The sequence below is a fragment of the Novosphingobium aquae genome, assembly GCF_037572715.1.
GTDB lineage: Bacteria > Pseudomonadota > Alphaproteobacteria > Sphingomonadales > Sphingomonadaceae > Novosphingobium > Novosphingobium aquae.
Window position 1 is genome coordinate 880,809 of sequence record NZ_JBBHJY010000001.1, and the last position, 23,261, is coordinate 904,069.

The window sequence follows — 23,261 nt, forward strand, 5'->3', positions numbered from 1 at the left end:
GCGTGTCGATAGCGCCCGTCAACTGTCATGGCAATGAACAGGCGCAAGGCACGTAAATTCAGTCCCGCGCAAGCCGCGCCGTCTCGGTGATGCGGGCAAGGACATCGGCACGGACCGCTGGGCTGACGAACTTGGCGATATCGCCGCCGTAAAGCGCGATTTCCTTGACCAATCGCGAGGCGATCGGCTGCAGGCTGACATCAGCCATCAGGAAGATGGTCTCAACCTTGTTGTTAAGCTGGCGGTTCATGCCGGTGAGTTGATATTCGTATTCGAAGTCGGTCACCCCGCGAATGCCGCGGATCACCACCGAAGCACCCTGCGCATCGGCAAAGTCCATCAGCAGTGAATTGAAGCCGACGACTTCGATGTTCGACAGGCCAAGGCCCTCAGCCTCGCGCCGGACCATGGCAATGCGCTCATCATCGTTGAACATGGGTGATTTGGCGATGTTGGTGGTGACGCCAATGACCAGCTTATCGACGAGCTTGGCCCCGCGCCGGATGATGTCGGCATGGCCAAGCGTCATCGGATCGAAGGTGCCAGGATAGACGCCGATGCGTTCCTTGGGAGCCGTTGCCATATCAGTGATCCCTCTCGACAACGTAGCGCGCCAGCGCCCGCAGCAAGTCCGCTTCCTGCCCGTGCTGCGCCAGATGCGCAATGGCCTGATCGACCAGCATCTGCGCCTGCTGGCGGGCGCGTTCGGGGCCGAACAGTGAGACGAAGGTCTGCTTGCCGGCGGCCTGATCCTTGCGAAGTGCCTTGCCGGCGGCGGCTTCATCGCCTTCATGGTCAAGAAGGTCGTCGGTGATCTGAAAGGCAAGGCCGATGTCGCGGGCGTAACCGCGCAGGAGCGTGCGGCCTTCGGGCGGCAAGCGGCCAAGGATCGCGCCCATTTCCACTGCCGCGCCCAGCAGCGCCCCGGTCTTCAGCTGCTGGAGCCGGGTGACGGTGCGCAGGTCGAAGCTTTCGTCTTCTGCAACGATGTCCATCATCTGCCCGCCGGCCATGCCGTTCATCCCGGCAGCGCGGCCAAGCGCGAGCACCAGTTCGGCGCGGGTGAAGGGATCGGGGAACAGGTCGGGATCGGCAATGATCTCGAAGGCAAAGGCATGGAGCGCATCGCCGGCCAGCACCGCAGTCGCTTCGTCAAAGGCGCGGTGCACGGTGGGCTTGCCGTGGCGCATGTCGTCATCGTCCATGCACGGCAGGTCATCGTGGATCAGCGAATAGACGTGGATCGCCTCGATCGCGACGCCGGCGCGCAGCGCGGTCGAGAAATCGACGCCGTAGAGTTCTGCTGTCGCCGTCAGCAGCAGCGGACGCAGCCGCTTGCCGCCGCCGATCGCGGCATAGCGCATCGCCTCGATCAGCCGTGCGCGGGCATCATCCGGCACCGGCAGCATGGCGTCGAACATGGAATCGACATCGGCGGCTATGCGGGCAAGCGCATCGCTGAGGAGAAGCTTGGCCGGCATGGTTGCCCCTCAGGCGTCAGCGTCAAAAGGAGCGGTGGCGGGCTGGCCGTCTGCGCCTTTGACGATCTTTTCGATCCGCGCCGAAGCCGCATCGAGCCGCGCCTGGCACAATTTGCGGAGCCGCTCACCCTCTTCATAGAGCGTGATCGAATCGTCGAGGGGCACTTCCCCGCTCTCCAACTTGCGGACAACATCTTCCAGCGCGCGAAGGGCCTGTTCAAATGTCAGTTTGGGGGTCATTTCAGACATCCCGGAACCATTGACCGCGCCGCGCGTCACGGTCAAGCTGCCTCCAGGGAGAAACCGCAGATGAAATGGGTAATTGCTTACGTATCCGCCGCCGTCAGCTTTGGCGTGCTGGACTTCCTGTGGCTCGGATGGGCTGGCAAGAACTTTTATCGCCCGGCCATTGGCGAGCTTCTGGCGCCGTCATTCCGCGGCGGTCCGGCGCTGGTGTTCTATGCGATCTACATCGCCGGGATCATCTGGTTTGCCGTGCGCCCCGGCCTCTCCGGCGGGACAAGCGCGGCCTTGCTCAACGGGGCGCTGCTCGGCGGGTTGGCCTATGCGACCTATGACCTGACCAATCAGGCGACGATGAAGGTCTGGCCGGTGCACGTGACGGTGGTCGATATCGTCTGGGGTGCCTTTGCAACCGCCGTGGCGGCGACTGTGGCTACTTGGGTGACAACGCGCTTCGCGGCCTAGCCATCGGCGCGCGCCGAGGCTATGGGCGCGCGCATGACTGACATTACCGCCGATGTTGTCGCCGCCCACGGGCTATCCGAAGACGAATATGCGCGCGTGCTCCATGCACTCGGACGCGAGCCGAACCTTGTCGAGCTCGGCATATTCTCGGTCATGTGGTCGGAGCATTGTTCGTACAAATCCAGCCGCTTCCACCTGAAGAAGCTGCCGACCAAAGCGCCGTGGGTGATTTGCGGTCCGGGTGAGAATGCCGGCATCATCGACATCGGTGACAATCAGGCGGCGATCTTCAAGATGGAGTCGCACAACCACCCCAGCTACATCGAGCCCTATCAGGGCGCAGCGACTGGCGTTGGCGGCATCCTGCGCGACGTCTTCACCATGGGCGCGCGCCCGGTGGCGAACATGAACGCACTGCGCTTCGGCCGGCCTGACCATCCCAAGATGAAGCACCTCGTCCAGGGCGTGGTTGCGGGCATCGGCGGCTATGGCAACTGCGTGGGCGTGCCGACTGTTGGCGGCGAGACCAACTTCCACCGGGCCTATGACGGCAACATCCTCGTCAATGCCATGACCGTGGGTATCGCCGATCAGGACAAGATTTTCTATTCGGCCGCCACCGGCCTAGGCAATCCGATCGTCTATGTCGGATCGAAGACCGGGCGCGACGGCATCCACGGCGCGACCATGGCCAGCGCCGATTTTGGCGATGATATCGATGAAAAGCGCCCGACCGTGCAGGTCGGCGATCCCTTCGTTGAAAAGCTGCTGATCGAGGCCTGCCTTGAACTGATGGCGACCGATGCCATCGTCGCCATCCAGGACATGGGCGCGGCGGGGCTGACCAGCTCAAGCGTCGAAATGGCAACCAACGGCAAGGCCGGGATCGTGCTCGACATGGACAAGGTGCCGTGCCGCGAAGAAGGCATGACGCCTTATGAAATGATGCTGAGCGAAAGCCAGGAGCGGATGCTCATGGTGCTCAAGCCGGGCAAGGAAGCTATGGCCGAAGCGATCTTCCGCAAGTGGGAGCTCGATTTCGCGGTAATCGGCGAAGTGACCGACACCGGCCACATGGTGCTGACCTGGCAAGGCGAAGTGGTCTGCGATATTCCGCTTGGGCCCCTGGCCGAAGACGCGCCGGAATACGAACGGCCTTATCTCACGCCCGAGGAATACAAGGCCTGGGCAAATGTTGCTCCGCTGGGCGATGTGCCGGAAAGCACGGATATCGGCGCGGACCTGCTCAAACTGATGGCCTCCCCCGATCTCGCCAGCCGGCGCTGGATCTGGGAGCAGTACGACAGCCAGGTTGGCGCGGACACGCTCCAGAAGAGCGGCGGCGACGCGGCGGTTGTGCGCGTCCACGGCTCGACGAAGGCGCTCGCCATGAGCACCGATTGCACGCCGCGCTATTGCTATGCCGATCCTTACGAAGGCGGAAAGCAGGCCGTGGCCGAGACCTATCGCAACATCAGCGCGGTCGGCGCCACGCCGCTCGCCATCACCAACTGCCTGAACTTCGCAAACCCGCAGCGACCCGAAATCATGGCGCAGATCGTCGGCTGCCTGCAGGGCATGGGCGATGCCTGCCGGGCGCTGGATTACCCGATCGTGAGCGGCAACGTGTCGCTTTATAACGAGAGCAAGGCGACTGGCGGCGGATCGGCGATTCTGCCGACGCCGGCGATTGGCGGGGTTGGCCTGATGGCTGATCACACCAAGATGGCGACGATTGGGTTCAAGAACGAAGGCGATGCCATCTGGCTTATCGGCGGCGCAGGCTCACACCTTGGCCAATCGCTGTGGCTGCGTGAGGTCGCGGGGCGTGAAGCGGGTGAAGCGCCACCAGTCGACCTATCGGTCGAACGTGCCAATGGCGAAAAGGTCCGTGCACTGATTGGCGAAGGCAAGATCACTGCCGTCCACGACATCAGTGATGGCGGCCTAATTGTCGCACTCGCCGAAATGGCGCTGGCTGGCGGGATCGGCAGCGAAATCACCGACCAACTCGGCACGGCGGGCGCGTTTGGCGAAGACCAATCGCGCTACATCGTGACAGCGGCGCCAGGCACCCAGGTTGAGGAAGCGCGACTGATCGGCAGGGTTGGTGGCAACGCGGTTGCGGGTGCATCGCTCGCCGACCTGCGCGAAGCCAGCGACAGTTTCTTCCGCGACTGGATGGAAGGGTAACGCCACTCCCTCTCCCACTTCGTCATCCTGAACTTGTTTCAGGATCTATTGCGCATGATGGCTCGGATTTTCGGAGGGTGCGCAGGGGCGCCGTTGCGCGTTTAGGCAAAGCGCCGCGCGAACGGCTAAATGGATCCTGAAACAAGTTCAGGATGACGGGAATTGGTGAACCAGCTCTGTCATCCCGGGCTTGACCCGGGATCGCTGGTCGGATTGATCAGGGCTTGCGGCAGTGAGGCCAGCGGTCCCGGGTCAAGCCCGGGACGACGACGGTTTAGGCTGCCACCGGTGCGATCATGTCGTAGGGATCGATGCCGATTTTGCGCCATTCTGCGTGGCATTCAGCATATTTACTCGCAGGCGTGATCTTCAACCGCCGGCGCACTTCCTGAATCGGCAGCGGCAGCAGCTCATGGATCGACTGTTCGACCAGACGCGGGCAAGCCTTGCCGAGGCGCTGGCCTTCACGCACCGCGCCCAGCACCGGCGCCTTGCTTTTGAGCCGGGTGCGGATTTCGACACCGCCGGCATAGCCAAGGAACAGGTGTGCCGGACTTGGCTGCTGGCCGTACGTGAAGGCCAGCACGCACAGTTCGCCCAGAGCATCACGGCTGTAGCCGGTCAGCACGTGCATCAGGTCATGCGTGTCGCGCATGCGTTCGAAATACCATTCGAAGCGGTCGTTCAGGCGGACGCGATCGCTGCGGAAGGTTTCGTATTCCTCAACCAGCCCCTGCGCCGTCAGCCCTTCGCGCTCCATGAAGTCGCAATAGGCGTGGGCTAGCGATCCGGCGGGCATCCGGCGCAGCGTGGCATGGTCGTCGAGCAGCGATGGCAGGAACGGTTCGGACAGGAACAGCGCCTTGCCCTGCTCGCTCTCAAGAAAGCGGGTTGCCTCCTTGTAGATGCCTTTCCACGGCAGGGCTTCGAAGATGTGGAAGACCTGGGTGGTGTCTTCCTTGTTGCGTATCAGCGCGCGGAAATGGGTCCAGGCGCGCTTCCAGTCGTACCGGAAATCGGGGCGCCCGCGGATCAGGATCGGCGTTTCGGCGCGCGATTGCTGCGCGGCGGTATCGAATGCGTCATGGCTGGCTGGCATTTCCATGCCGCCTAGCTAAGTTTAACTGACACTAATGTCAATAGTTCGTCGTGCGCTTATTCCCACACCCAGCGTTCGCGCGGGATGCCGAGCAGTTCAAGCACGCTGGTCAGGTCGCCCCGATCGATCCAGCCGTCCCCCGCTGCGCGCGCTTTTGGCTTGGCGGCGTAAGCGAGGCCATAGGTCGCCGCTTCAATCATCGGGATATCATTCGCGCCATCGCCCGTAGCGAGCGTAATTGCCCCCCCCCCACCAAGCCGCGAGGCTTCTTCTAGCAGGACGGCCTTCTTGACGCTGCTGTCGGTGATCGATCCAACCAATCCACCTGAAAGTTCGCCGCCCAAAACCTCTAGCCGATTGCCGACGACCATCTCGAACCCAAGCTGCTCCGCCACGGGATCGGCAAACTGATGGAAACCGCCAGTAACGAGCACCGTCTTGCAGCCATGCGCCTTGAGCGTTTCGACCAGCACCCGTGCGCCGGGCATTGGCGAAATTCGCGTAGCTAGGCATTCGGCTATCGCGCCTTCGGACAGCCCGCGCAGCAGCAGCACGCGCTCACGCAGCGCCGCCTCGAAATCGAGTTCACCCTGCATCGCGCGTTCGGTAATCGCGGCAATCTGCGGCTTCAAGCCAGCAAAGTCCGCCAGTTCGTCGATGCATTCGGCCATGATCATCGTCGAATCCATGTCCGACACGAACAGCGAAGGCACGCGCGGCACGTGATCGGCAACGATCAGGTCGCTGGGCTTGAACTGCGCGTCGAGCACTTCGCGCACCACTTGCGGATCGCCTTCGACGATATCGAATTCGAGGACATTGGCGCAGGCATCGAGCATTGCCGCCCCCGCCACCTTGCAGCCGCGCGCGGTCATGCTGGCAATCGCCACATCGACATGTGCCGACATCTGGTCCGGTTCTGCTATGACGCGTGCGATGAGCAACGTAGATTCTCCTGAAAGGCCGCCGCTGGCGCTCATTGCAGGGCCGACGGCGAGCGGCAAGAGCGATCTGGCGGTTCGGCTCGCCAAGGCGCTCGAAGCGCAGGGCCGGCGGGGCGTGGTGATCAATGCCGACAGCGCGCAGGTCTATGCAGACCTGGAGATTCTCAGCGCTCGGCCATCCGTATATGAGATGCAAGGGGTTGAGCACCGGCTCTTTGGCGAATGGGATGGCGCCCAGGCCTGTTCCGCCGCTGACTGGGCTGAACGCGCGCGCGCTGAGATCGCCCTTGCCCACGAACACGGCTCGGTTCCCATCCTTGTTGGCGGAACCGGGCTTTATGTACGCACCTTGCTTGACGGCATCGCACCCATTCCGGCGATTGATCCGCAGGTGCGCGAGGCCGTGCGGGATATGCCGCTGGGCGAAGCCGCGCTCGCCTTGCAGGCAGAAGACCCGCAGCGGGCGGCTCGGCTTGGCCCGACAGATTCTGCGCGAATCCGCCGGGCTCTGGAAGTCGTGCGTTCTAGTGGTCAATCGTTGTCGCATTGGCAGCAACAAGTGAGCGGCGGGATTGGCGACAGCGTCACATTGCACGCGGCGATCCTGCTTCCCGACCGTGCGTGGCTCTATGGGCGTTGCGACCGCCGCTTTGCGACCATGCTGCAACGCGGTGCAATTGACGAAGTTGTGGCATTGCTGGCCCGGCAGCTTTCCCCCGACCTTCCCGTCATGCGGGCCATCGGCGTGCCGGAAATCGTCGATTTCCTTCGTGGAACTACGACTCTTGAGGATGTGTTGGCACGCGGTAGCCAGTCGACGCGCAATTACGTCAAGCGCCAGATCACCTGGCTGCGTCACCAGCCGCCGACCGATTGGCCAAGATTCGAGTTAGAACATTTTAACGAGGGTGATATATTCGCATCATTATTACGTGATTAGCTATTGACACGTTATTTCCTGTCGCCTACCGCGCTGCACAACGAGCCACCCCGGTGGTTCGAGCGAGCTGGAGAGGTGACCCGGCGCAGTAACCTGTGCCGGGTCTGTCTTTTTAGCAGCACAGCGTTGAAAGATTGAGGAGTGAGTGCAGTGAGCCAGGAGCGCAGCGGCGCAGGCATTCTGGTCGAAAGCCTGGTGCGGCAGGGTGTCGAATTCGTGTTCGGCTATCCCGGCGGCGCCGTGCTGCCCATTTACGACGAGCTGTTCGCCGAACAGCGCGTCCGCCACATCCTCGTCCGTCACGAAGCCGGCGCGGCCCATGCGGCTGAAGGCTATGCCCGCTCAACCGGCAAGCCCGGTGTCGTCCTCGTTACCTCCGGCCCCGGCGCGACCAATGCCGTCACCGGCATCGCCGATGCCTTTCTCGACTCGATCCCGTTGGTGGTCATCACCGGTCAGGTGCCCAGCTCGCTGATCGGCTCGGACGCGTTCCAGGAAGCCGATACGATCGGCATCACCCGGCATTGCTGCAAGCACAACTACCTCGTGAAGGACCCGAGCGAACTCGCCGCGGTCATCGACGAGGCTTTTCAGATCGCCACCACCGGCCGCCCCGGCCCAGTCGTCATCGACATTCCCAAGGACGTCCAGATCGCCACGGCGACCATGTCCGATGGCCCGCCGCAGCGCCGCAACCGCTACAACCCGCGCATGGCGGCCAGCGAGGGCGAGATTGCCAAGGCGATCGAACTGCTCGCCAATGCCAAGACTCCCGTCTTCTATACGGGCGGCGGCGTGATCAATTCCGGTCCGCGCGCCAGCGACCTGCTGCGCCAGTTGCAGGCACTGACGGGCGCTCCGCTGACTTCGACGCTGATGGGCCTCGGTGCCTTCCCGGCCGACCATGCCGACTGGCTGGGCATGCTGGGTATGCACGGCACCTATGAAGCCAACATGGCGATGAATCAGGCGGACCTGATCGTCTGCGTTGGCGCGCGGTTTGACGACCGCGTTACCGGACGGCTCGATGCCTTCGCGCCCAATTCGACGAAGATCCACATCGATATCGACCGCAGCTCGATCAACAAGACGGTCGCGGTCGACCTGCCGATCGTTGGCGACTGCGCCGAAGTCCTCGCCCAGCTGATCGAAGCCTGGGGCAGCCGCAAGGCTCAGGACCTGACCGCGTGGAAGGCCCGGGTTGAGGAATGGCGCGGCAAGAAGAGCCTGTCCTACACCAAGTCGCAGAGCGAAATCGCTCCGCAGCTGGCCATTGAACGCCTGTTCCAGCTGACGAAGGACAAGGACCCGATCATCTCCACCGAGGTCGGACAGCACCAGATGTGGGCGGCGCAGCACTTCCACTTCTTCGGCCCGAACAAGTGGCTCACTTCGGGCGGTCTCGGCACAATGGGTTATGGCCTGCCCGCCGCCATCGGAGCGCAGCTTGGCAACCCGGACAGTCTCGTCATCGACATCGCCGGCGAAGCCTCGATCCAGATGAACATCCAGGAGCTGGGCACCGCGAGCCAGTTCCGCCTGCCGGTGAAGGTATTCATCCTGAACAACGAATACATGGGCATGGTCCGCCAGTGGCAGGAACTGACCTATGAAAGCCGCTATTCGAACTCCTATTCGGACAGCCTGCCCGACTTCGTGAAGCTGGGTGAAGCCTATGGCTGGAAGGGCATCCGCATTGAGAGCGAGGACCAGCTCGACGCCGGCATTCAAGCGATGATCGACCATGATGGTCCGGTGATCGTCGATTGCATGGTCGCCAAGCAGGCCAATTGCTTCCCGATGATCCCCTCGGGCGCGGCGCATACGGACATGATCCTGCAGGGCGATGTCGTCGCCGGGACCATGGACGATGAAGCCAAGGCGCTGGTGTAAGGGGGACCTCATGATGAAGATCAAGCAACAGGAATCCGAGCGCCACGTTCTCGCCATCACCGTTGATAACGAGGCGGGTATTCTCGCCAAGATCGCCGGACTGTTCACCGCGCGCGGCTATAATATCGACAGCCTGACCGTGGCCGACATCTCGGAGAACCACGCAGTCAGCCGGATCACCATCGTAACACAGGGCCCGCCCGCAGTGATCGACCAGATCCACGCTCAGCTTGAACGGCTGGTGCCGGTGCACAAGGTGGTCGACCTGAGTGAGAACGGACCGCACGTTGAGCGGGAGCTGGCGCTGATCAAGGTTGCCGGCAAGGGCGACAGCCGGGTTGAGGCGCTACGCGTAGCGGATGTGTTCCGTGCCAAGGTGGTCGACACCACGACTGCCAGCTTCATTTTCGAACTGACCGGCACGCCCGAAAAGATCGACAGCTTCATCGCCATCATGCGCGAACTGGGGCTGGTCGAAGTGGGACGCACCGGCATCGTCGGCATGACGAGGGGGCCGGAGGGGGCCTGATCCATTTCGCCGCGCCCCCGGGCACGGCTTCATCTGCATCAATATTCAAGAGGAAGTGACATGAAGGTCTATTACGACGCCGATTGCGATATCAACCTGATCACCGGCAAGAAGATCGCCGTGCTCGGCTATGGCAGCCAAGGCCACGCCCACGCCCAGAACCTGCGCGACAGCGGCGTCAAGGATGTCGCCATTGCCCTGCGCGAAGGCTCGGCCACGGCGAAGAAGGCCGAAGGCGCCGGCTTCAAGGTGATGTCGAACAAGGACGCCGCCGCCTGGGCCGACATCATCATGATCCTCGCTCCCGATGAACATCAGGCAGCGATTTATGCCGAAGACCTGCACGCCAACCTGAAGCCCGGCGCGGCGCTGGCCTTCGCACATGGCCTCAACATCCATTTCGGCCTGATCGAGCCGCGCAATGACATCGACGTGATCATGATCGCGCCGAAGGGCCCCGGCCACACCGTGCGCAGCGAATACCAGCGCGGCGGCGGCGTTCCCTGCCTTGTCGCCGTCCATCAGGACAAGACCGGCAACGCCCATGACGTCGCCCTCGCCTATGCCTCGGGCGTTGGCGGTGGCCGTTCGGGCATCATCGAAACCAACTTTCGTGAGGAATGCGAAACCGACCTGTTCGGCGAGCAGGCCGTGCTCTGCGGCGGCACCACCGCGCTGGTCCAGGCTGGTTTCGAAACGCTGGTCGAGGCCGGTTACGCGCCGGAAATGGCCTATTTCGAATGCCTGCACGAGCTCAAGCTGATCGTCGACCTGATGTATGAAGGCGGCATCGCCAACATGCGTTATTCGATCTCGAACACCGCCGAATACGGCGACATCAAGACCGGCCCGCGCATCATCACCGAAGAGACCAAGAAGGAAATGAAGCGCGTTCTCGCCGACATCCAGTCGGGCCGCTTCGTAAAGGACTTCGTGCTCGACAACCGCGCCGGCCAGCCCGAACTGAAGGCTTCGCGCATTGCCGCCAAGCGCCACCAGATCGAGGAAACCGGCTCCAAGCTGCGTGCGATGATGCCGTGGATCGGTGCCAACGCGCTGGTCGACAAGTCGAAGAACTGATCCAGCCTTACCGCTGACAATAATGCAGGCGCCCGGTCATCACGACCGGGCGTTTTGCGTTGGGGCTCAGCGCGGGTCGATCAAAGCAAAGGCGGCGCGCAGTTCCCGGGCGAAGATATCCGGCTGCTCCCAGGCGGCAAAGTGTCCGCCCTTCTCCGCCGGGTTCCAGTAGACGATATTGCGGAACATCCGCTCGGTCCATTTGCGCGGGGCCTTGGTGATCTCGCGCGGGAATAGACTGAAGGCAGCGGGTACATTTACTTCGCCAGTCTGGGCGATGGCGTCGAAGCTCTCCCAATAGAGCCGCGCGGCCGACGCGCCGCTCGCGTTAAGCCAATAGACCATGATGTTGTCGAGGATCGTGTCATAGGACAGCGCTTCTTCGGGCCGGCCCGCATTGTCCGTCCACGCCCACATCTTCTCGTAGATCCACGCGGCCAGCGCGACCGGGCTGTCGACAAGGCCATAGCCAATCGTCTGCGGCCGGGTGGACTGGATCTTGGAATAACCCGAATCCCAGTCCATGTAGTGCCGCCCCGCCCGCAGCGCTTCCTTGACCTCGGCGTCATCTTCGAGCCGATCATCGGCAGTCGGTCGTGCCATCGGCATATTGAGATGCAGCCCGGCCAGCCCTGCCGGAGCCTGCGCGCCAAGGGCTGCCGTCACGATCGCCCCCCAATCCCCGCCCTGCGCGAACCAGCGATCATAACCAAGCTGCGCCATGAGCTCTGCCCAGGCGCGGGCGATCCGCTGGACGTTCCAGCCAGTGCTCTTTGGTTTGCCCGACCAGCCGTAGCCCGGCAGCGATGGCACGACGACATGGAAGGCATCACTTGCCTTGCCGCCATGAGCCACGGGATCGGTGAGGCGCGGGATTGCCTCAAGGAATTCGATCACCGACCCGGGCCAGCCATGAGTCAGGATCAGCGGACGGGCATTTTCATAACGCGACCGGACATGGAGGAAATGGACGTCGAGCCCGTCGATCTCTGCGACGAATTGCCCGAAGGCGTTGAGCCGGTCCTCACACAACCGCCAGTCATACCGCTCGCGCCAGTGGGTAACGAGGCCTTGCAGCGCCGCGAGCGGTACTCCCTGAGACCAATCGTCGACGCACTCGCGCTCTGGCCAGCGTATGCGGGCAAGCCGATCCGCCAAATCGTCAAGTTCCCCCTGGCCAACCAGGAGCGCGAACGGCCGAATCGCTGTCATCGCCGCACCATGCCCCGGCGATGAATATTCCGCGACGCCCTGCATGGCATTTCGCCCGCTTGGTCATCTTTCCTTTCCCGCCGCGACGTTCATAATCAGCCGCAATCGGGCAAACATCGCCTGAGTACAGGGAGACGGCATGGAACGATCATTCGCAGTCGGTTGGCGGCAAGTTGGGGCCTGCATGGTCCTGTTGGCGGTCACGGCGATGATCACCTCGTCATACAGCGTGCTCGCCGTTCCGCTGGGCAAGGAATTCCAGCCGAGCCGCATGGTCCTCATGCTTTCGATGACGGTCCTGTCCGGCGTGTCCGCAATCATATCTCCCAGCGTCGGCAAGTTGCTTGACCGGGTGTCGCTGCAGGCCGCGATGGCTCTTGGCGGAGTGCTTCTCGCGCTGGGATTCATTGCCATCAGCTTTGCCCAGACCTTTAACCACGTACTGATCGTTTACGGCGTGCTTGTCGCCCCAGCCAACCTGCTGATCGGTCCGCTGGCCTGCACCGTGCTGCTGACGCGCTGGTTCGCCAAACGGCGTGGTGCAGCGTTAGGTGTGGCGATCGCCGGTATTGCGTTGGGGGGTGTCATCTTTCCGCCGATCATCCAGTATCTTCTCACGGAGTTTGAATGGCGAATGGGGCTGCGACTGCTGTCGCTCATCGTCCTCGCCATCACCCTCGCCGCGGCCGCTTTCGTGGTGAATTATCCGGGCGAGCGCGGATTTCATCCGGATGGTGCGTCGGTAGATCCCGAGGCCGCAGTAGAGGTCAACAAGGTGCGCACGATCGCGGCAAGTACCCTGCTGCGCGATCCATCGTTCTGGATGGTTGCGGTGCTGGTGGCGACGGTCACCGCCGGCCTCAAGGGCATGGTGACGAACCTCGTCTCGCTGGCGACAGATGTCGGCATCGCAGCGGGTTCGGCGGCGTTTCTCATCTCGATTTATGCCTCAAGTGGTTTCGTCGCCAAGCTCGGTTTTGCCGCCATGGCCGACCGGATGAACCCGCGCCATTTGATGTCGGTCAGCCTGATTGGCTATGCAGTCGGCTGCGTTGCAATGATCTGGGCCGACGCCGGCTTTTCCGCGATTGCGCTGGGGGTCATGCTGATGGGGTTCTTTGGCGGAATGATGATGCCGATGGAAAGTTTCCTTATCCCGCGCATATGGGGCCGTGAAGTCGTCGGGCGCGTTGGGGGCATGCTCAATCTGGTTATCCTCTCGTTCCTGCTGATCTCGCCGCCGCTGTTTGGAAGGATCTATGACATCACAGGGAGCTATGACGTGATCTTCGGTCTGTTTGCGGCGCTTGCCGTTATGATGTTGCTGCTCGTGCCTGTTGTCCGACTGGGGGCGGCCAAGCCATCGATGGAGGCGGAGCCGATCGCCTGATTGTTTTTGCGCTCGATCAAGGATGGCACCGGCATAATTCGTCTAGACGGTGGAATGAGAACAGCGTTCTCAGCAATATCCGAAGGACAAGACAATGGACCAGATACCTGCCAGCCTGCTTGCCAGTTACAACTGGCAGCAATCGCTGATCGCCGCCGTCGCCATCATCGCCATCACCATGGTGCTCCGCGCGCTGGGCACCGCCTTGGTCCCCACGTTCCGCGAATCGGCGCGGATCAACAAGGCCAGCTACATCGAAAAGATGCAGCGACCGACCTATGCCGCCAATCAGGCCTGGAACCGCAAATGGGGCATGTTTTTCTGGGTGGTGATCTTTGCCGCCATCGTTCCGTTCGCGATATCGACAGAGCTGCATTCGATTGGCCGGGTGCTGCGCGACTGCGTGATCATCCTGCTGGTCTATGATTTCTTCTACTACCTCGTGCACCGCTTCCTGTTTCACGATAGCGGCTATTTCAAAGGCCCGCTGATGTGGGTCCATGCCGTCCACCACCGCCAGCACAACCCTTGCCGCGGCGATTCCAGCTTCATCCATCCGATTGAAGTGGCAGGCGGTCTTGGCCTTTATGTCGGGACGATCCTTGGTCTGTCCTTCGTGCTCGGCGCATTCTCAGTGCCAACCGTCGTCATCACCTGGATCGCCTTTTCCGAGATCAACCAGCACAACCACGATCTGTGGCCGACCGACAAGTTCCCATACAAATACCTGAACACGATGTCGGTCATGCACCACAACCACCACGCCCATTTCACCGGCGGCAACTTCGCGACGATCAGCCTGCTTTATGACTGGATGTTCGGCACGCTCGATTACGGCAAAGGCTATGGCAAGGTCGTCCATGCCCGGCCGAAGCGGGAAAAGGTCGAGGCGTGATGCTTTCCTACATGCGGGGTCGGGGTGTATCCTCTTCCCCGCATGTTACCGGGAGTTCGCCAGCTATCAGCTTCACAAGCCGCGCCACCCGCGTGGCTTTCGTCTATTCGGGCGGCTTCATATGGAAAATACTCACGTGGCGAACAGAGTGTGTTTCATCAACTTGCAAACCTTGCAACTTGCTGAAACGGGGGCTTTACAAGCTCCGCGCCCTTCCCCATAGGCCTTGGCCATGACCCGGAAGAACGGCCTAATCCTGCGACTTACACGCCCTTGGGCGTGAACGGCTGTGTCGGCTCTCCCGTCGCGGCCAGCGCTCAAGGGATAAATTGCCGACAGTATCGCAACCGATTTTTCCGAGTAACGCCATGACCATGTTGAAAGACCCTTCGGCCAAGTATCGGCCCTTCCCGCAAATCCACCTGCCTGACCGGCATTGGCCTTCCCGCACGATCACGAAAGCTCCGCGCTGGCTTTCGACTGACCTTCGCGATGGCAACCAGTCGCTTATCGATCCGATGGGCGCGGAAAAGAAGACGCGGTTCTTTGACCTGCTGATCAAGTTGGGCCTCAAGGAAATCGAAGTTGGTTTCCCCGCCGCCGGCGCGACGGAATATGACTTCATTCGCGGCCTCGTTGATAACGGCCGTATCCCGGGAGACGTATTGGTCCAGGTCCTGACCCAGTCGCGCGAAGACCTCATCCGGACGTCATTCGAAAGCCTTGCTGGTGCGAAGGCGGCCATCGTCCATGTCTACAACGCAGTGTCGCCGTTGTGGCGGCAGGTCGTGTTCGGCATGGAAAAGGCCGATATCCGCGCCATCGCCGAGAACGGCGCGAAGTACCTGCGCGACAATGCCGCGCGCTTCCCGCAGACCGACTGGCAATTCGAATATTCTCCGGAGACGTTCTCCACCGCTGAACTCGACTTCTCTATCGAGTGCTGCGAGGCCGTGATGAACATTCTTCAGCCTACGCCAGAAAAGCCGATCATCCTCAACCTGCCGGCGACCGTGGAAGCTTCGACTCCCAACATCTACGCCGACCAGATCGAATACTTCTGCCGCAACTTGCCCAACCGCGAGAGCGCCGTGATTTCGCTGCACACCCACAACGACCGGGGAACCGGAGTTGCGGCGGCGGAACTGGGCCTGATGGCTGGCGGCGACCGTGTTGAAGGCTGCCTGTTCGGCAACGGCGAGCGCACTGGCAACTGCTGCCTGGTGACTGTCGCACTCAACCTTTACACGCAGGGCATCGATCCGGAACTGGACTTCTCAGACATCGACGAGGTCATTCAGACGGTCGAATACTGCAACCAGCTCAAAGTGCCCGAGCGCCATCCCTATGGCGGCGAACTTGTCTTCACGGCCTTTTCCGGCAGCCATCAGGACGCGATCAAGAAGGGCTTTGCGGCGCAGGAAACGCGCAACGATCCGCTGTGGTCGGTGCCTTACCTGCCGATCGATCCGGCGGATCTTGGCCGTTCCTATGAAGCCGTGATCCGCGTGAACTCGCAGAGCGGCAAGGGCGGTTTCGCCTGGGTACTTGAGCAGGATCAGGGCCTGAAACTGCCCAAGCGGATGCAGGCGCATTTCAGCCGCCACGTGCAGGATCTGGCCGACGAACTGGGCCGCGAGCTGCAGGCGCCGGACATTTGGGATGTGTTCCGCAAGGTCTATCGCCTTGACGATCCGCAGCACCTCCAGCTGGTCGATTACGAGGAAACCAAGGCCGCCGACGGCTCACGGCTGTTTGCTGGCAAGATTGGCGTCGATGGCCGCGAACAATCGGTGTCGGGGCGTGGCAACGGCCTGATCTCGTCAGTCTGCGCCACGCTGGCCGAATCTTTTGGAATCCAGCTTGAAGTGCGCGACTATTCCGAACACGCGATGGGCAAAGGTGCCGATGCGCGCGCTGCGGCCTATGTCGAATGCGTCGGACCGGATGGTCAGGTGATCTGGGGCGTGGGCATCGACGAAGACGTCGCCACGGCCGGCGTCCGCGCCGTGCTCAGCGCGGCGAATGCGCTGAAGTAAAAAGCGGCCTCCTCCCTGAATGCGGGAGGAGGCCGGCTTTTCAATCAGCCTTTTTTCGGCAGCCAGATTTCAGCGGTGCCGGTGCACATCTTCACGCCGCGCTGGTTTTCCATCAGGTGCTTGACGTGGATCAGGTGGCGGCCATCCGCATCAACCGACTTCTCAGTGACTTCCGCAGTCTGGATGGTGACATCGCCGGTCAGCGCCGGACCGCGATAATTGGCGATGGAATGCACGACCATCCCGTGTTCCCCAGCCCAGCCCGACAAGTAATCTGTCACCCAAGAGCCCATCGAGGCGCCATAACCATAGCCGCGCGGCATTCCGATGCGGCGAGCATATTTGGGGAACAGATGCCCGCGTGAAGGGCCGTAATAGGCACCGTCTGTCAGGAACGTGTTGTCCAGCATCATGTCGGGATCGTTCTCGTAACCGGCCATTTCACGGGTAAAGCCCAACGCTTCGAGGTCGTTCTTGCGAAAGCCGATCGCCCCCCAGGTGTTCATCAGGTAAGCACGCCATTCAGTGGTGAAACTGGCAATCGAATGCGGTCCGAACAGGCGTTCATCCAGCTTGTCACCGACTGAAACATCGTCCCACCAACGTTCCTTGTGGCCAAGGTCACGCAGCATCTTCACCCAGGCGAAGCGGCGAGCATCGAAGGCGTCCATTTCCTCGTCGGTCCACTCGGGCTCATCAAAATCGGCCTCGTTGACGCTGCCGCCGCCTGCCGAAGCGAGATATCGGATTGCGGTCGAACGCTGCTTGGCAATCGCCTCGCCGTTCTGGTTGACGTAATTGTTATCACCGCGCTGGAAGCAGGTCGGGCCGAAGCCGGTCTGCTTGACGGCGTAATCGAACGGTATGCGCTGGTTCTCGATGGTGTCGCCCGGAAGGATGCGCGGGCCATAGAACCACCATTCGTCCCCGCCGAACAGCAGGTGCGAATTGGCGATCTTGCCAACGCAGGCCGGGCCGGCGCCGTGTCCGTCATCGGTAGCAATCGCGAAGCTCTGCGGCGCGACCAGCTTGCCGAACTGGCTCTCGCCCGCAAACTTCGGATCGAAGTGCAGCAGATTAGGATAATGCATCGCATGGACCCACCGGCGGATGTCATTCCCGGCGATGGGCTCGCGCAGGAATGACTGATCCATCGGCTTACCGAGGTAATTGTCGATATCCGAACAGTCGAAGGCTTCTACCATTTGATTGCTTTCCTTACGCCGGGCGAACGGGAAGTTCGACAGTGGTCTTTGCCGTGGCCAGAACCGAACCGAGCTGGTTGGTCATGCGGACTTCCATCTTGACCATGTGGCGGCCGTCTTCATCGACGAACTTGTCGGTGATCTTGGCAGTCTGGATGGTGATGTCGCCGGTCAGAGCGGGGCTGCGATAGTTGCAGGCCGAGTGACGGACCATGCCCCATTCGCCCGCCCAGCCCGAAGCATAATCGGTGAGCCAGGCACCCATCGACGCGCCATAGCCATAGCCGCGGGGCATTCCGATGTAGCGGGCCCAGCGCGGGAACAGATGGCCGCGGCTCGGCCCGATGTAGGCGCCGTCGGTCTGTTCAGGGTTGATCCGTTCTAGCGTGGGATCCTGCTCCTTGCCGGCCATGGGGCCGACGAAGCCGAGCGCCTCGATATCGAGATCTGTGCGGCGGTGCGTGGTGCCCCAACTGGTGAACAGGTAGCTGCGCCATTCGGTGGTGAAGCTGACGATCGAGTGCGGTCCGAACACACGCTCCGGCAGGTCTTCGCCCACGGTAACCGTGTCCCAGTAACGCGGCGAATGGCCAAGATCGTGCAGCATCTGGATCCAGGTGAACTTGCGATCCTCAAGCGATTCCAGCTCTTCGTCGGTCCATACCGGATCGTCCTGACCTTCGGTGCTGCCGCTCTGGCTCGCCTCACCGGCTGCCTGCAAATAGCGGATCGAGGTCGAGCGCTGCTTGGCGACCAGTTCGCCGTCCTGATTGTAGTAAAAGTTGTCACCGCGCTGGAAGCAGGTCGGGCCGAACGATGAGGTGTTCTTGACCGTGTAGTCGAACGGAATCCGCTCGTTGAACACGCGCTCACCCGCCTTCAGCGTTGGGCCATAAAACCACCATTCGTCACCGCCGAACAGCATGTGCGAATTGGGGATCATGCCGATGCAAGACGGCGCCGAACCGTGCGCGCAGTCCATCACCACCGGGAAGCTTTGCGGGGCGACCAGCTGGCCGTGGCGGCTTTGTGCTGCATAGATGTGGTCGTAATGCAGGAGGTTGGGATAGTGCATTGCCTGGACCCAGCGACGAATATCGCTGTTGGCGATCGGATCGACCATCCGCGCCGGCTGCATCGGCTTGCCGATGTAGTTGTCGAGGTCAGAGCAATCGAGTTCTGGCGCGCTCATCGGTATAGTCTCCCGCAAATCAGTTGCCGATGCCTTCGGCCAAGTGCCCTGCAAAGGCAATTGGACTTGATCCGGCTGACCACCTGAACAGCCCAAAAGCGCCCGCGCGATCACCCGGCTTTGCTCGACAAAAGGGGCAAATTGGGGCTATCGCCCGTCAATGAGCTTGCCCGCACCGTTCGAACACCTTCGCCTTCCCGTCATCGGGTCGCCGCTTTTCATCATTTCCGGCCCGGAACTGGTGATCGCGCTGTGCAAAGCCGGGATCGTCGGCAGTTTCCCGGCTCTCAATGCCCGCCCTGCCAGCCAACTGGATGAGTGGCTGCACCAGATCACCGAAGAACTCGCCGCGCACAACCGCGCCAACCCCGACCGGCCTGCGGCTCCGTTTGCCGTCAATCAAATCGTGCACAGAACCAACGACCGGCTGCAAAGCGACCTAGCCGCCTGTGCCAAGTGGGCCGTGCCGATGTTGATCACTTCGCTGGGCGCGGTGAAGGAAGTCAACGACGCGGCGCACGGCTGGGGCGGCATCGTGCTTCATGACGTCATCGACGACCGCTTTGCCCGCAAGGCCATCGACAAGGGCGCGGACGGATTGATCCCGGTCGCAGCCGGCGCCGGTGGCCACGCCGGCACGCTTTCACCTTTTGCGCTGATGCAGGAAATCCGGAGTTGGTTCACTGGCCTTGTCGCGCTGTCCGGTTCAATTGCCTGCGGGCGTTCGATCCTGGCCGCTCAGGCGCTCGGCGCGGATTTTGCCTATATTGGCAGCCCGTGGATCGCTACCACCGAGGCTAACGCTGTCGATGCCTACAAGCAGGCAATTGTCGCCGGCAGCTCGGAAGACATCGTCTATACCAACCTGTTCACCGGCATTCATGGCAACTATCTAAAGCCCTCGATCGCCGCCGCCGGCCTCGATCCCGATGCCTTGCCCGAAAGCGATCCGAGCAAGATGAACTTCGGATCGGGCGGTAACGTTGCGGCGAAGGCATGGAAGGATATCTGGGGCTCGGGTCAAGGCATCGGCGCAGTCGACGCGGTGGAGAGCGTGGCCGACCGGGTCGAGAAGCTGGCCGCCCAATATGCCGAGGCCCGCGCCGAACTGGCCGGGCGGACTGCGGGCTTCGCGATTTAAGGGCTTTCGGTCGCTGCCCACAACAGGTCGGCCATGGCATCAAGATCACTGAAGTCGAGCTTGTGCAATCCAGGATCGCGGCTGTTGAGCGGGATCGGGTGCCGAGATGGATCGAGCAAGCGCCGTCGCAACGCACTTTGCAGCAGGTCCAGACGAAACAGCGCGTCTTTTGCCGCAGCATCGCATCGGCCGCCCGCTCGCCAGGTGCGTTCGATCCAGGCAACGCGGTCCATAGCCAGCGCATTTTAGCGATGGTGCGGTCCGCGATGCATTGGCAGCGCCATCATCGTTGCCGTCTGGGCACTGCATGGGAGCAGCAAGCGTTGCGGCGGAAATCGTCAAAGCCGATGCGGTTGAGTCCGATGCCTTCGAAAAACTGGCCAAACCACCGCATCGAGAGCAGTTGCAGCGGCAGCAAATGATGCCGCTGGAGGCCGGCGCTATAGTCTTGACCGCGCGGAAGCGCAGCTCATCGGTTCTTGTTTCGACGGGCATTGATTGGCCAGTAACCCAGATGCTGCTTCCGATCTCCTGACCTGCCTGAGATTCCCAGCGGCTCGCCCGCGCGGCGCGTCAGACCGATCGCCACAGACGCAGCACTCCGTCTTGCGCCGGCAGGTCGGCGTGAATGCCCTGCCTTGGCTATCGACAAGCTAGCCGATGTCGCGGGTTCCCGACTGGACGATGGCATGCATGGCCCGCGCGGCCCGCTTGGCGCGGTCAGCCATCGATTCGCCGGGGAGAGGTTCGATCGCGATCTCGTATCCGACGAACAGGGCTAGCCCTTCGCTTTCCAGGCCGCCATCGTCCCGTGTCGTCAAACCGGTCAGGCCGAGCGCGGGAAATGCCCCGCCCGAAAGCCAGGCCGTGACACTGCTCATGAAATAGGACGGTGCCATGCGCGTGGCCGATGTCGCCCAGCCGACCGCCTCGAGACCAGGCAGCCGCGCAAGTTCTGCTCCCAGCCCGGCGAGGATGCGCAGTACCGGCATCATGGTCGCTGAACCGGCAAGGTGCGGCCCGGGAGTCAGCCTCAGCGCATCGCTGCCTTCGACATAGTCACTCTGGGAAAACCCGAAATAATGGCTGGCGGGATCGATGCGCTCCGCCGGAAAAGGCTCAACTCCTTGCAAGTCGAAAGTCAGCCCCATGGCCAGCAGTTCAAGCCAGCCTTCATCGGGCTCAGGCATCAGGCTGACGGAGAATGCCGTGCTCTCAGCCGGACGCGTCGCGAGGCGCAGGATCGCCTCGACGTTCGGGCGCATGCCCTTCGCAAAGTGCAGGCTGAGCGCCGGACTGGATGAAATTGGTCTATCGTTCACATGCGCGGCAAATTGAATTGCCCTTCCTGCCGGTACACTGTGAATTGCTTGCTTTTCCAAGCGCGTCGACCCCTCAATCCATGATATTGACTGATATATCCGTGCGGATTCAGTAGATACCGATCCGTACACCTTCGGCGAAGGCCTTGCCCAGATCGTGGCAGCGTACAAGGTCTTCTACCGCAACCGTTTTCCACGCTCGTATCGATTCGGGACTCTGGGCATTCAGGTTCACGATCAACGGATCGGCTACCCGGTGCAGACGCCACCCGGCGACGATCCGGTCAATCTGTGACCCTGCACCTTGCCCGGCGGACCCGGCAGCGATCGCAGTGGCATAGGCGCGGCCCTCGATCTTGCCCAGCACGGCATAGTAGGTCCGGTCGAACATGTCTTTCATGATACCGCTCATTGTCCCGAGATTTTCCGGACAGACGAATATGAGACCCGCCGCGCACAGTATTGCATCGGCGTTCGCGTCCTGCGCACGCACAATCCGGGCGAGCTCGCCGGCGCCCTCGGCAATCGCCCGCGCCATGGCTTCGCTCGCTCCGGTTCGGCTGTGCCAGATGATGGCCAATCCGCCCGGCTCAGCCATCGCCAGCTGTCGGCAGCGTCAGCACCCCGTTCGTCCTGTGAGCACTCCGCCCATGATACCGCCGAGTCCCCTCGGCTTGCAATTCGGGCGAGGCTGCTGCGGCACTGGTCCCTCTCCGGAGCCCATTCCGGCGGGCATCCCGCCGGTCATCCCCGGCATGTCCATCCAGCTCGTGGTTGAGCGGTGGCGGACTCGTGCAGTCCACTGCACGGCCCATGCTGCCTTCGGGTCTGCTGGACGCGGAGGATAGGAGAAGTTCTCTTCCGGGCCAAAGGCGGTCAACGTGCCCATGCGAAAGTCCGTGGCCGCCTTGACCTCTGCGGGGACGATGCAGGCCGTTGCGCTGGGCGGCAGAACGGTCTTGTTGGTCACCAGCGGAGCGACTTGTGACGGCGAGAGCCAGTCCTGCAGGCCTCCGCCGAATTGCCGTGAGGCGCTGCTAGACCACATGACCATGTCACCCATGTCGCCACCCGGGCCCTGTTTCGCACCGAACATGTAGGCATAGAACCCGGTGGCTTCGGGAACTGAGTTCCAGCGCAACATGCCAGCACCCGATGGCAACGTACTGGTGCGCACATTGAGCGCGGTCATGAAGTCTTTCGTCAGGTTGAAACCGATCTCGGGACTGTAATTGCCGGCAACCCGGTGAGCGCCAAGCAGGGATGCATCAGTGCGGATCGCTTTGTTGCCGCCCATCGTATCCTCGTTTGGCCAGCGCCCGAAGGTCTTGCTGTTGGTTAGCGTCGGACCCCAGTCGCGCAGCACGGTGGTGGACCACATTCCCGGGGGCATCTGGCCGGCAGCCAGCTTGGCGAAATCGATCACCACCGGCTGCCCCTTGGGCGCATGTTCGCCGCAGCCCCAGAAGATCAGCATGCGGCCCTTGGGCTTTTCATTGCCCATCTGCGGCAGTTCATCGCGAGCGTCGCGTTCGGCCTGCGGGGTAAGCAGCGGCACCGATTTGCCCAGTTTCGCAGCCGGCGGCATGAAATGGTCAGCTTTGGGAGCACCCTTCACCGGAGGCTGTCCTGAACCGAGCCGCAAGTACAATTCATGCTGCGGGGCGCTGTTTCCGCCGCCGCCAAACGCCATGCTCATGGCCCCGCGCATGCCGCCGCCCATCGCCCCCATCCCGGTCACGGTTCCGGCGCGCATGTCATAGCGCGCAACTGGCCCGCTGGCAGGCTTGGTCTGCGCCAACAATGGCATCGCCAGTCCGGCGACGGTGCTTATGGCAATCGAAGCTAAAAGGGCAGGCTTCGGTGATGCGAACATGGTTCGATCCTTTCGACATGGCACCCGGCGGCACTCAATACCCCCATGCCCCGATTGTCAATTTTCGGCAGATGCGGCCTTCCCGCCCTTCCCGCGCGCGGCCGGAGAGGCTAGCGCTGATC

General features: G+C 62.0%; 23 protein-coding genes. 11 read left to right on the top strand and 12 right to left on the bottom strand.

Translation table 11 applies throughout. The features are described 5' to 3' along the window. Positions 1-58: 58 nt before the first annotated feature. Genes coaD through WG900_RS04425 form a run of 3 tightly spaced genes read right to left on the bottom strand, consistent with a single transcriptional unit; the run spans position 59 to position 1,730 of the window. Positions 59-583 carry a pantetheine-phosphate adenylyltransferase gene (gene coaD, locus WG900_RS04415; protein ID WP_339964970.1) on the bottom strand — a complete coding sequence of 175 codons (525 nt, stop codon included), beginning with the start codon at positions 581-583 and terminating at the stop codon, positions 59-61. A 1-nt stretch (position 584) separates the two neighbouring features. Then, entirely contained in the window at positions 585-1,481 is an 897-nt protein-coding gene (locus WG900_RS04420; protein WP_339964972.1) for a polyprenyl synthetase family protein, read from the bottom strand. 9 nt (positions 1,482-1,490) lie between these two features. Next, entirely contained in the window at positions 1,491-1,730 is a 240-nt protein-coding gene (locus tag WG900_RS04425) for an exodeoxyribonuclease VII small subunit (RefSeq protein WP_339964973.1), read from the bottom strand. 60 nt (positions 1,731-1,790) lie between these two features. Between WG900_RS04425 and WG900_RS04430 the strand changes: the two genes are divergently transcribed. Together WG900_RS04430 and purL are read left to right on the top strand one after the other, a co-directional pair. After that, the gene (locus tag WG900_RS04430; protein WP_339964975.1) at positions 1,791-2,189 is read left to right on the top strand and encodes a DUF2177 family protein; all 399 of its coding nucleotides are present in this window, start codon (positions 1,791-1,793) and stop codon (positions 2,187-2,189) included. Between the two features lie 33 nt (positions 2,190-2,222). Continuing rightward, positions 2,223-4,382 (top strand): phosphoribosylformylglycinamidine synthase subunit PurL, encoded by a 2,160-nt coding sequence (gene purL / locus WG900_RS04435; RefSeq protein ID WP_339964976.1) that lies wholly within the window; start codon positions 2,223-2,225, stop codon positions 4,380-4,382. Positions 4,383-4,656: 274 nt separating this feature from the next. On the opposite strand, the gene WG900_RS04440 is transcribed toward purL, so the two are convergent. Both WG900_RS04440 and serB read right to left on the bottom strand, forming a co-directional pair. Further along, positions 4,657-5,487: a Coq4 family protein gene (locus WG900_RS04440; RefSeq protein ID WP_339964977.1), complete on the bottom strand. Its 831-nt coding sequence runs from the start codon at positions 5,485-5,487 to the stop codon at positions 4,657-4,659. A 50-nt stretch (positions 5,488-5,537) separates the two neighbouring features. After that, a complete protein-coding gene (serB, locus tag WG900_RS04445) occupies positions 5,538-6,389 on the bottom strand; it encodes a phosphoserine phosphatase SerB (protein WP_339964979.1) in 852 nt (283 codons plus the stop codon). Positions 6,390-6,405: 16 nt separating this feature from the next. Here serB and miaA point away from each other — a divergent pair, with 16 nt between their 5' ends. From miaA to ilvC, 4 genes are all read left to right on the top strand, one after another. After that, positions 6,406-7,365 carry a tRNA (adenosine(37)-N6)-dimethylallyltransferase MiaA gene (gene miaA / locus WG900_RS04450; protein ID WP_417596907.1) on the top strand — a complete coding sequence of 320 codons (960 nt, stop codon included), beginning with the start codon at positions 6,406-6,408 and terminating at the stop codon, positions 7,363-7,365. A 150-nt stretch (positions 7,366-7,515) separates the two neighbouring features. Further along, the gene (gene ilvB / locus WG900_RS04455; protein WP_339964980.1) at positions 7,516-9,258 is read left to right on the top strand and encodes a biosynthetic-type acetolactate synthase large subunit; all 1,743 of its coding nucleotides are present in this window, start codon (positions 7,516-7,518) and stop codon (positions 9,256-9,258) included. A 13-nt stretch (positions 9,259-9,271) separates the two neighbouring features. After that, the gene (ilvN, locus tag WG900_RS04460; protein ID WP_310530877.1) at positions 9,272-9,787 is read left to right on the top strand and encodes an acetolactate synthase small subunit; all 516 of its coding nucleotides are present in this window, start codon (positions 9,272-9,274) and stop codon (positions 9,785-9,787) included. Positions 9,788-9,847: 60 nt separating this feature from the next. Continuing rightward, on the top strand, positions 9,848-10,867 hold the full coding sequence (ilvC, locus tag WG900_RS04465; protein WP_339964982.1) for a ketol-acid reductoisomerase: 1,020 nt from the start codon (positions 9,848-9,850) through the stop codon (positions 10,865-10,867). Between the two features lie 66 nt (positions 10,868-10,933). Here ilvC and WG900_RS04470 read toward each other — a convergent pair whose 3' ends face one another. Continuing rightward, a complete protein-coding gene (locus WG900_RS04470) occupies positions 10,934-12,079 on the bottom strand; it encodes an epoxide hydrolase family protein (RefSeq protein WP_339964984.1) in 1,146 nt (381 codons plus the stop codon). Positions 12,080-12,218: 139 nt separating this feature from the next. Between WG900_RS04470 and WG900_RS04475 the strand changes: the two genes are divergently transcribed. From WG900_RS04475 to leuA, 3 genes are all read left to right on the top strand, one after another. Continuing rightward, positions 12,219-13,469 carry an MFS transporter gene (locus WG900_RS04475; RefSeq protein ID WP_339964987.1) on the top strand — a complete coding sequence of 417 codons (1,251 nt, stop codon included), beginning with the start codon at positions 12,219-12,221 and terminating at the stop codon, positions 13,467-13,469. 94 nt (positions 13,470-13,563) lie between these two features. Next, complete coding sequence (locus tag WG900_RS04480) at positions 13,564-14,364, top strand: sterol desaturase family protein (RefSeq protein ID WP_339964989.1); 801 nt, start codon at positions 13,564-13,566, stop codon at positions 14,362-14,364. Between the two features lie 368 nt (positions 14,365-14,732). Next, positions 14,733-16,403: a 2-isopropylmalate synthase gene (gene leuA, locus WG900_RS04485; protein WP_339964992.1), complete on the top strand. Its 1,671-nt coding sequence runs from the start codon at positions 14,733-14,735 to the stop codon at positions 16,401-16,403. A gap of 44 nt (positions 16,404-16,447) precedes the next feature. On the opposite strand, the gene WG900_RS04490 is transcribed toward leuA, so the two are convergent. After that, on the bottom strand, positions 16,448-17,608 hold the full coding sequence (locus tag WG900_RS04490) for an FAS1-like dehydratase domain-containing protein (protein ID WP_339964995.1): 1,161 nt from the start codon (positions 17,606-17,608) through the stop codon (positions 16,448-16,450). A 13-nt stretch (positions 17,609-17,621) separates the two neighbouring features. After that, positions 17,622-18,800, bottom strand: coding sequence for an FAS1-like dehydratase domain-containing protein (locus WG900_RS04495; RefSeq protein WP_339964997.1), 1,179 nt, complete (start codon positions 18,798-18,800; stop codon positions 17,622-17,624). A 160-nt stretch (positions 18,801-18,960) separates the two neighbouring features. On the opposite strand from WG900_RS04495, the gene WG900_RS04500 reads away from it, so the two are divergent. Further along, on the top strand, positions 18,961-19,941 hold the full coding sequence (locus WG900_RS04500) for an NAD(P)H-dependent flavin oxidoreductase (protein WP_339965000.1): 981 nt from the start codon (positions 18,961-18,963) through the stop codon (positions 19,939-19,941). Here WG900_RS04500 and WG900_RS04505 read toward each other — a convergent pair. Next, on the bottom strand, positions 19,938-20,174 hold the full coding sequence (locus tag WG900_RS04505) for a hypothetical protein (protein ID WP_339965001.1): 237 nt from the start codon (positions 20,172-20,174) through the stop codon (positions 19,938-19,940). The genes WG900_RS04500 and WG900_RS04505 overlap by 4 nt on opposite strands. Before the next feature lie 74 nt (positions 20,175-20,248). Here WG900_RS04505 and WG900_RS04510 point away from each other — a divergent pair, with 74 nt between their 5' ends. Next, on the top strand, positions 20,249-20,476 hold the full coding sequence (locus tag WG900_RS04510) for a hypothetical protein (RefSeq protein WP_339965003.1): 228 nt from the start codon (positions 20,249-20,251) through the stop codon (positions 20,474-20,476). Between the two features lie 118 nt (positions 20,477-20,594). Here WG900_RS04510 and WG900_RS04515 read toward each other — a convergent pair whose 3' ends face one another. The 3 genes from WG900_RS04515 to WG900_RS04525 form a co-directional block, all read right to left on the bottom strand. Continuing rightward, positions 20,595-21,263, bottom strand: a complete 669-nt coding sequence (locus tag WG900_RS04515) for a hypothetical protein (RefSeq protein WP_339965006.1) — start codon at positions 21,261-21,263, stop codon at positions 20,595-20,597. Positions 21,264-21,372: 109 nt separating this feature from the next. Then, complete coding sequence (locus WG900_RS04520; RefSeq protein WP_339965007.1) at positions 21,373-21,861, bottom strand: NAD(P)H-dependent oxidoreductase; 489 nt, start codon at positions 21,859-21,861, stop codon at positions 21,373-21,375. A gap of 18 nt (positions 21,862-21,879) precedes the next feature. After that, on the bottom strand, positions 21,880-23,139 hold the full coding sequence (locus tag WG900_RS04525) for a hypothetical protein (RefSeq protein ID WP_339965009.1): 1,260 nt from the start codon (positions 23,137-23,139) through the stop codon (positions 21,880-21,882). Positions 23,140-23,261 lie beyond the last annotated feature (122 nt).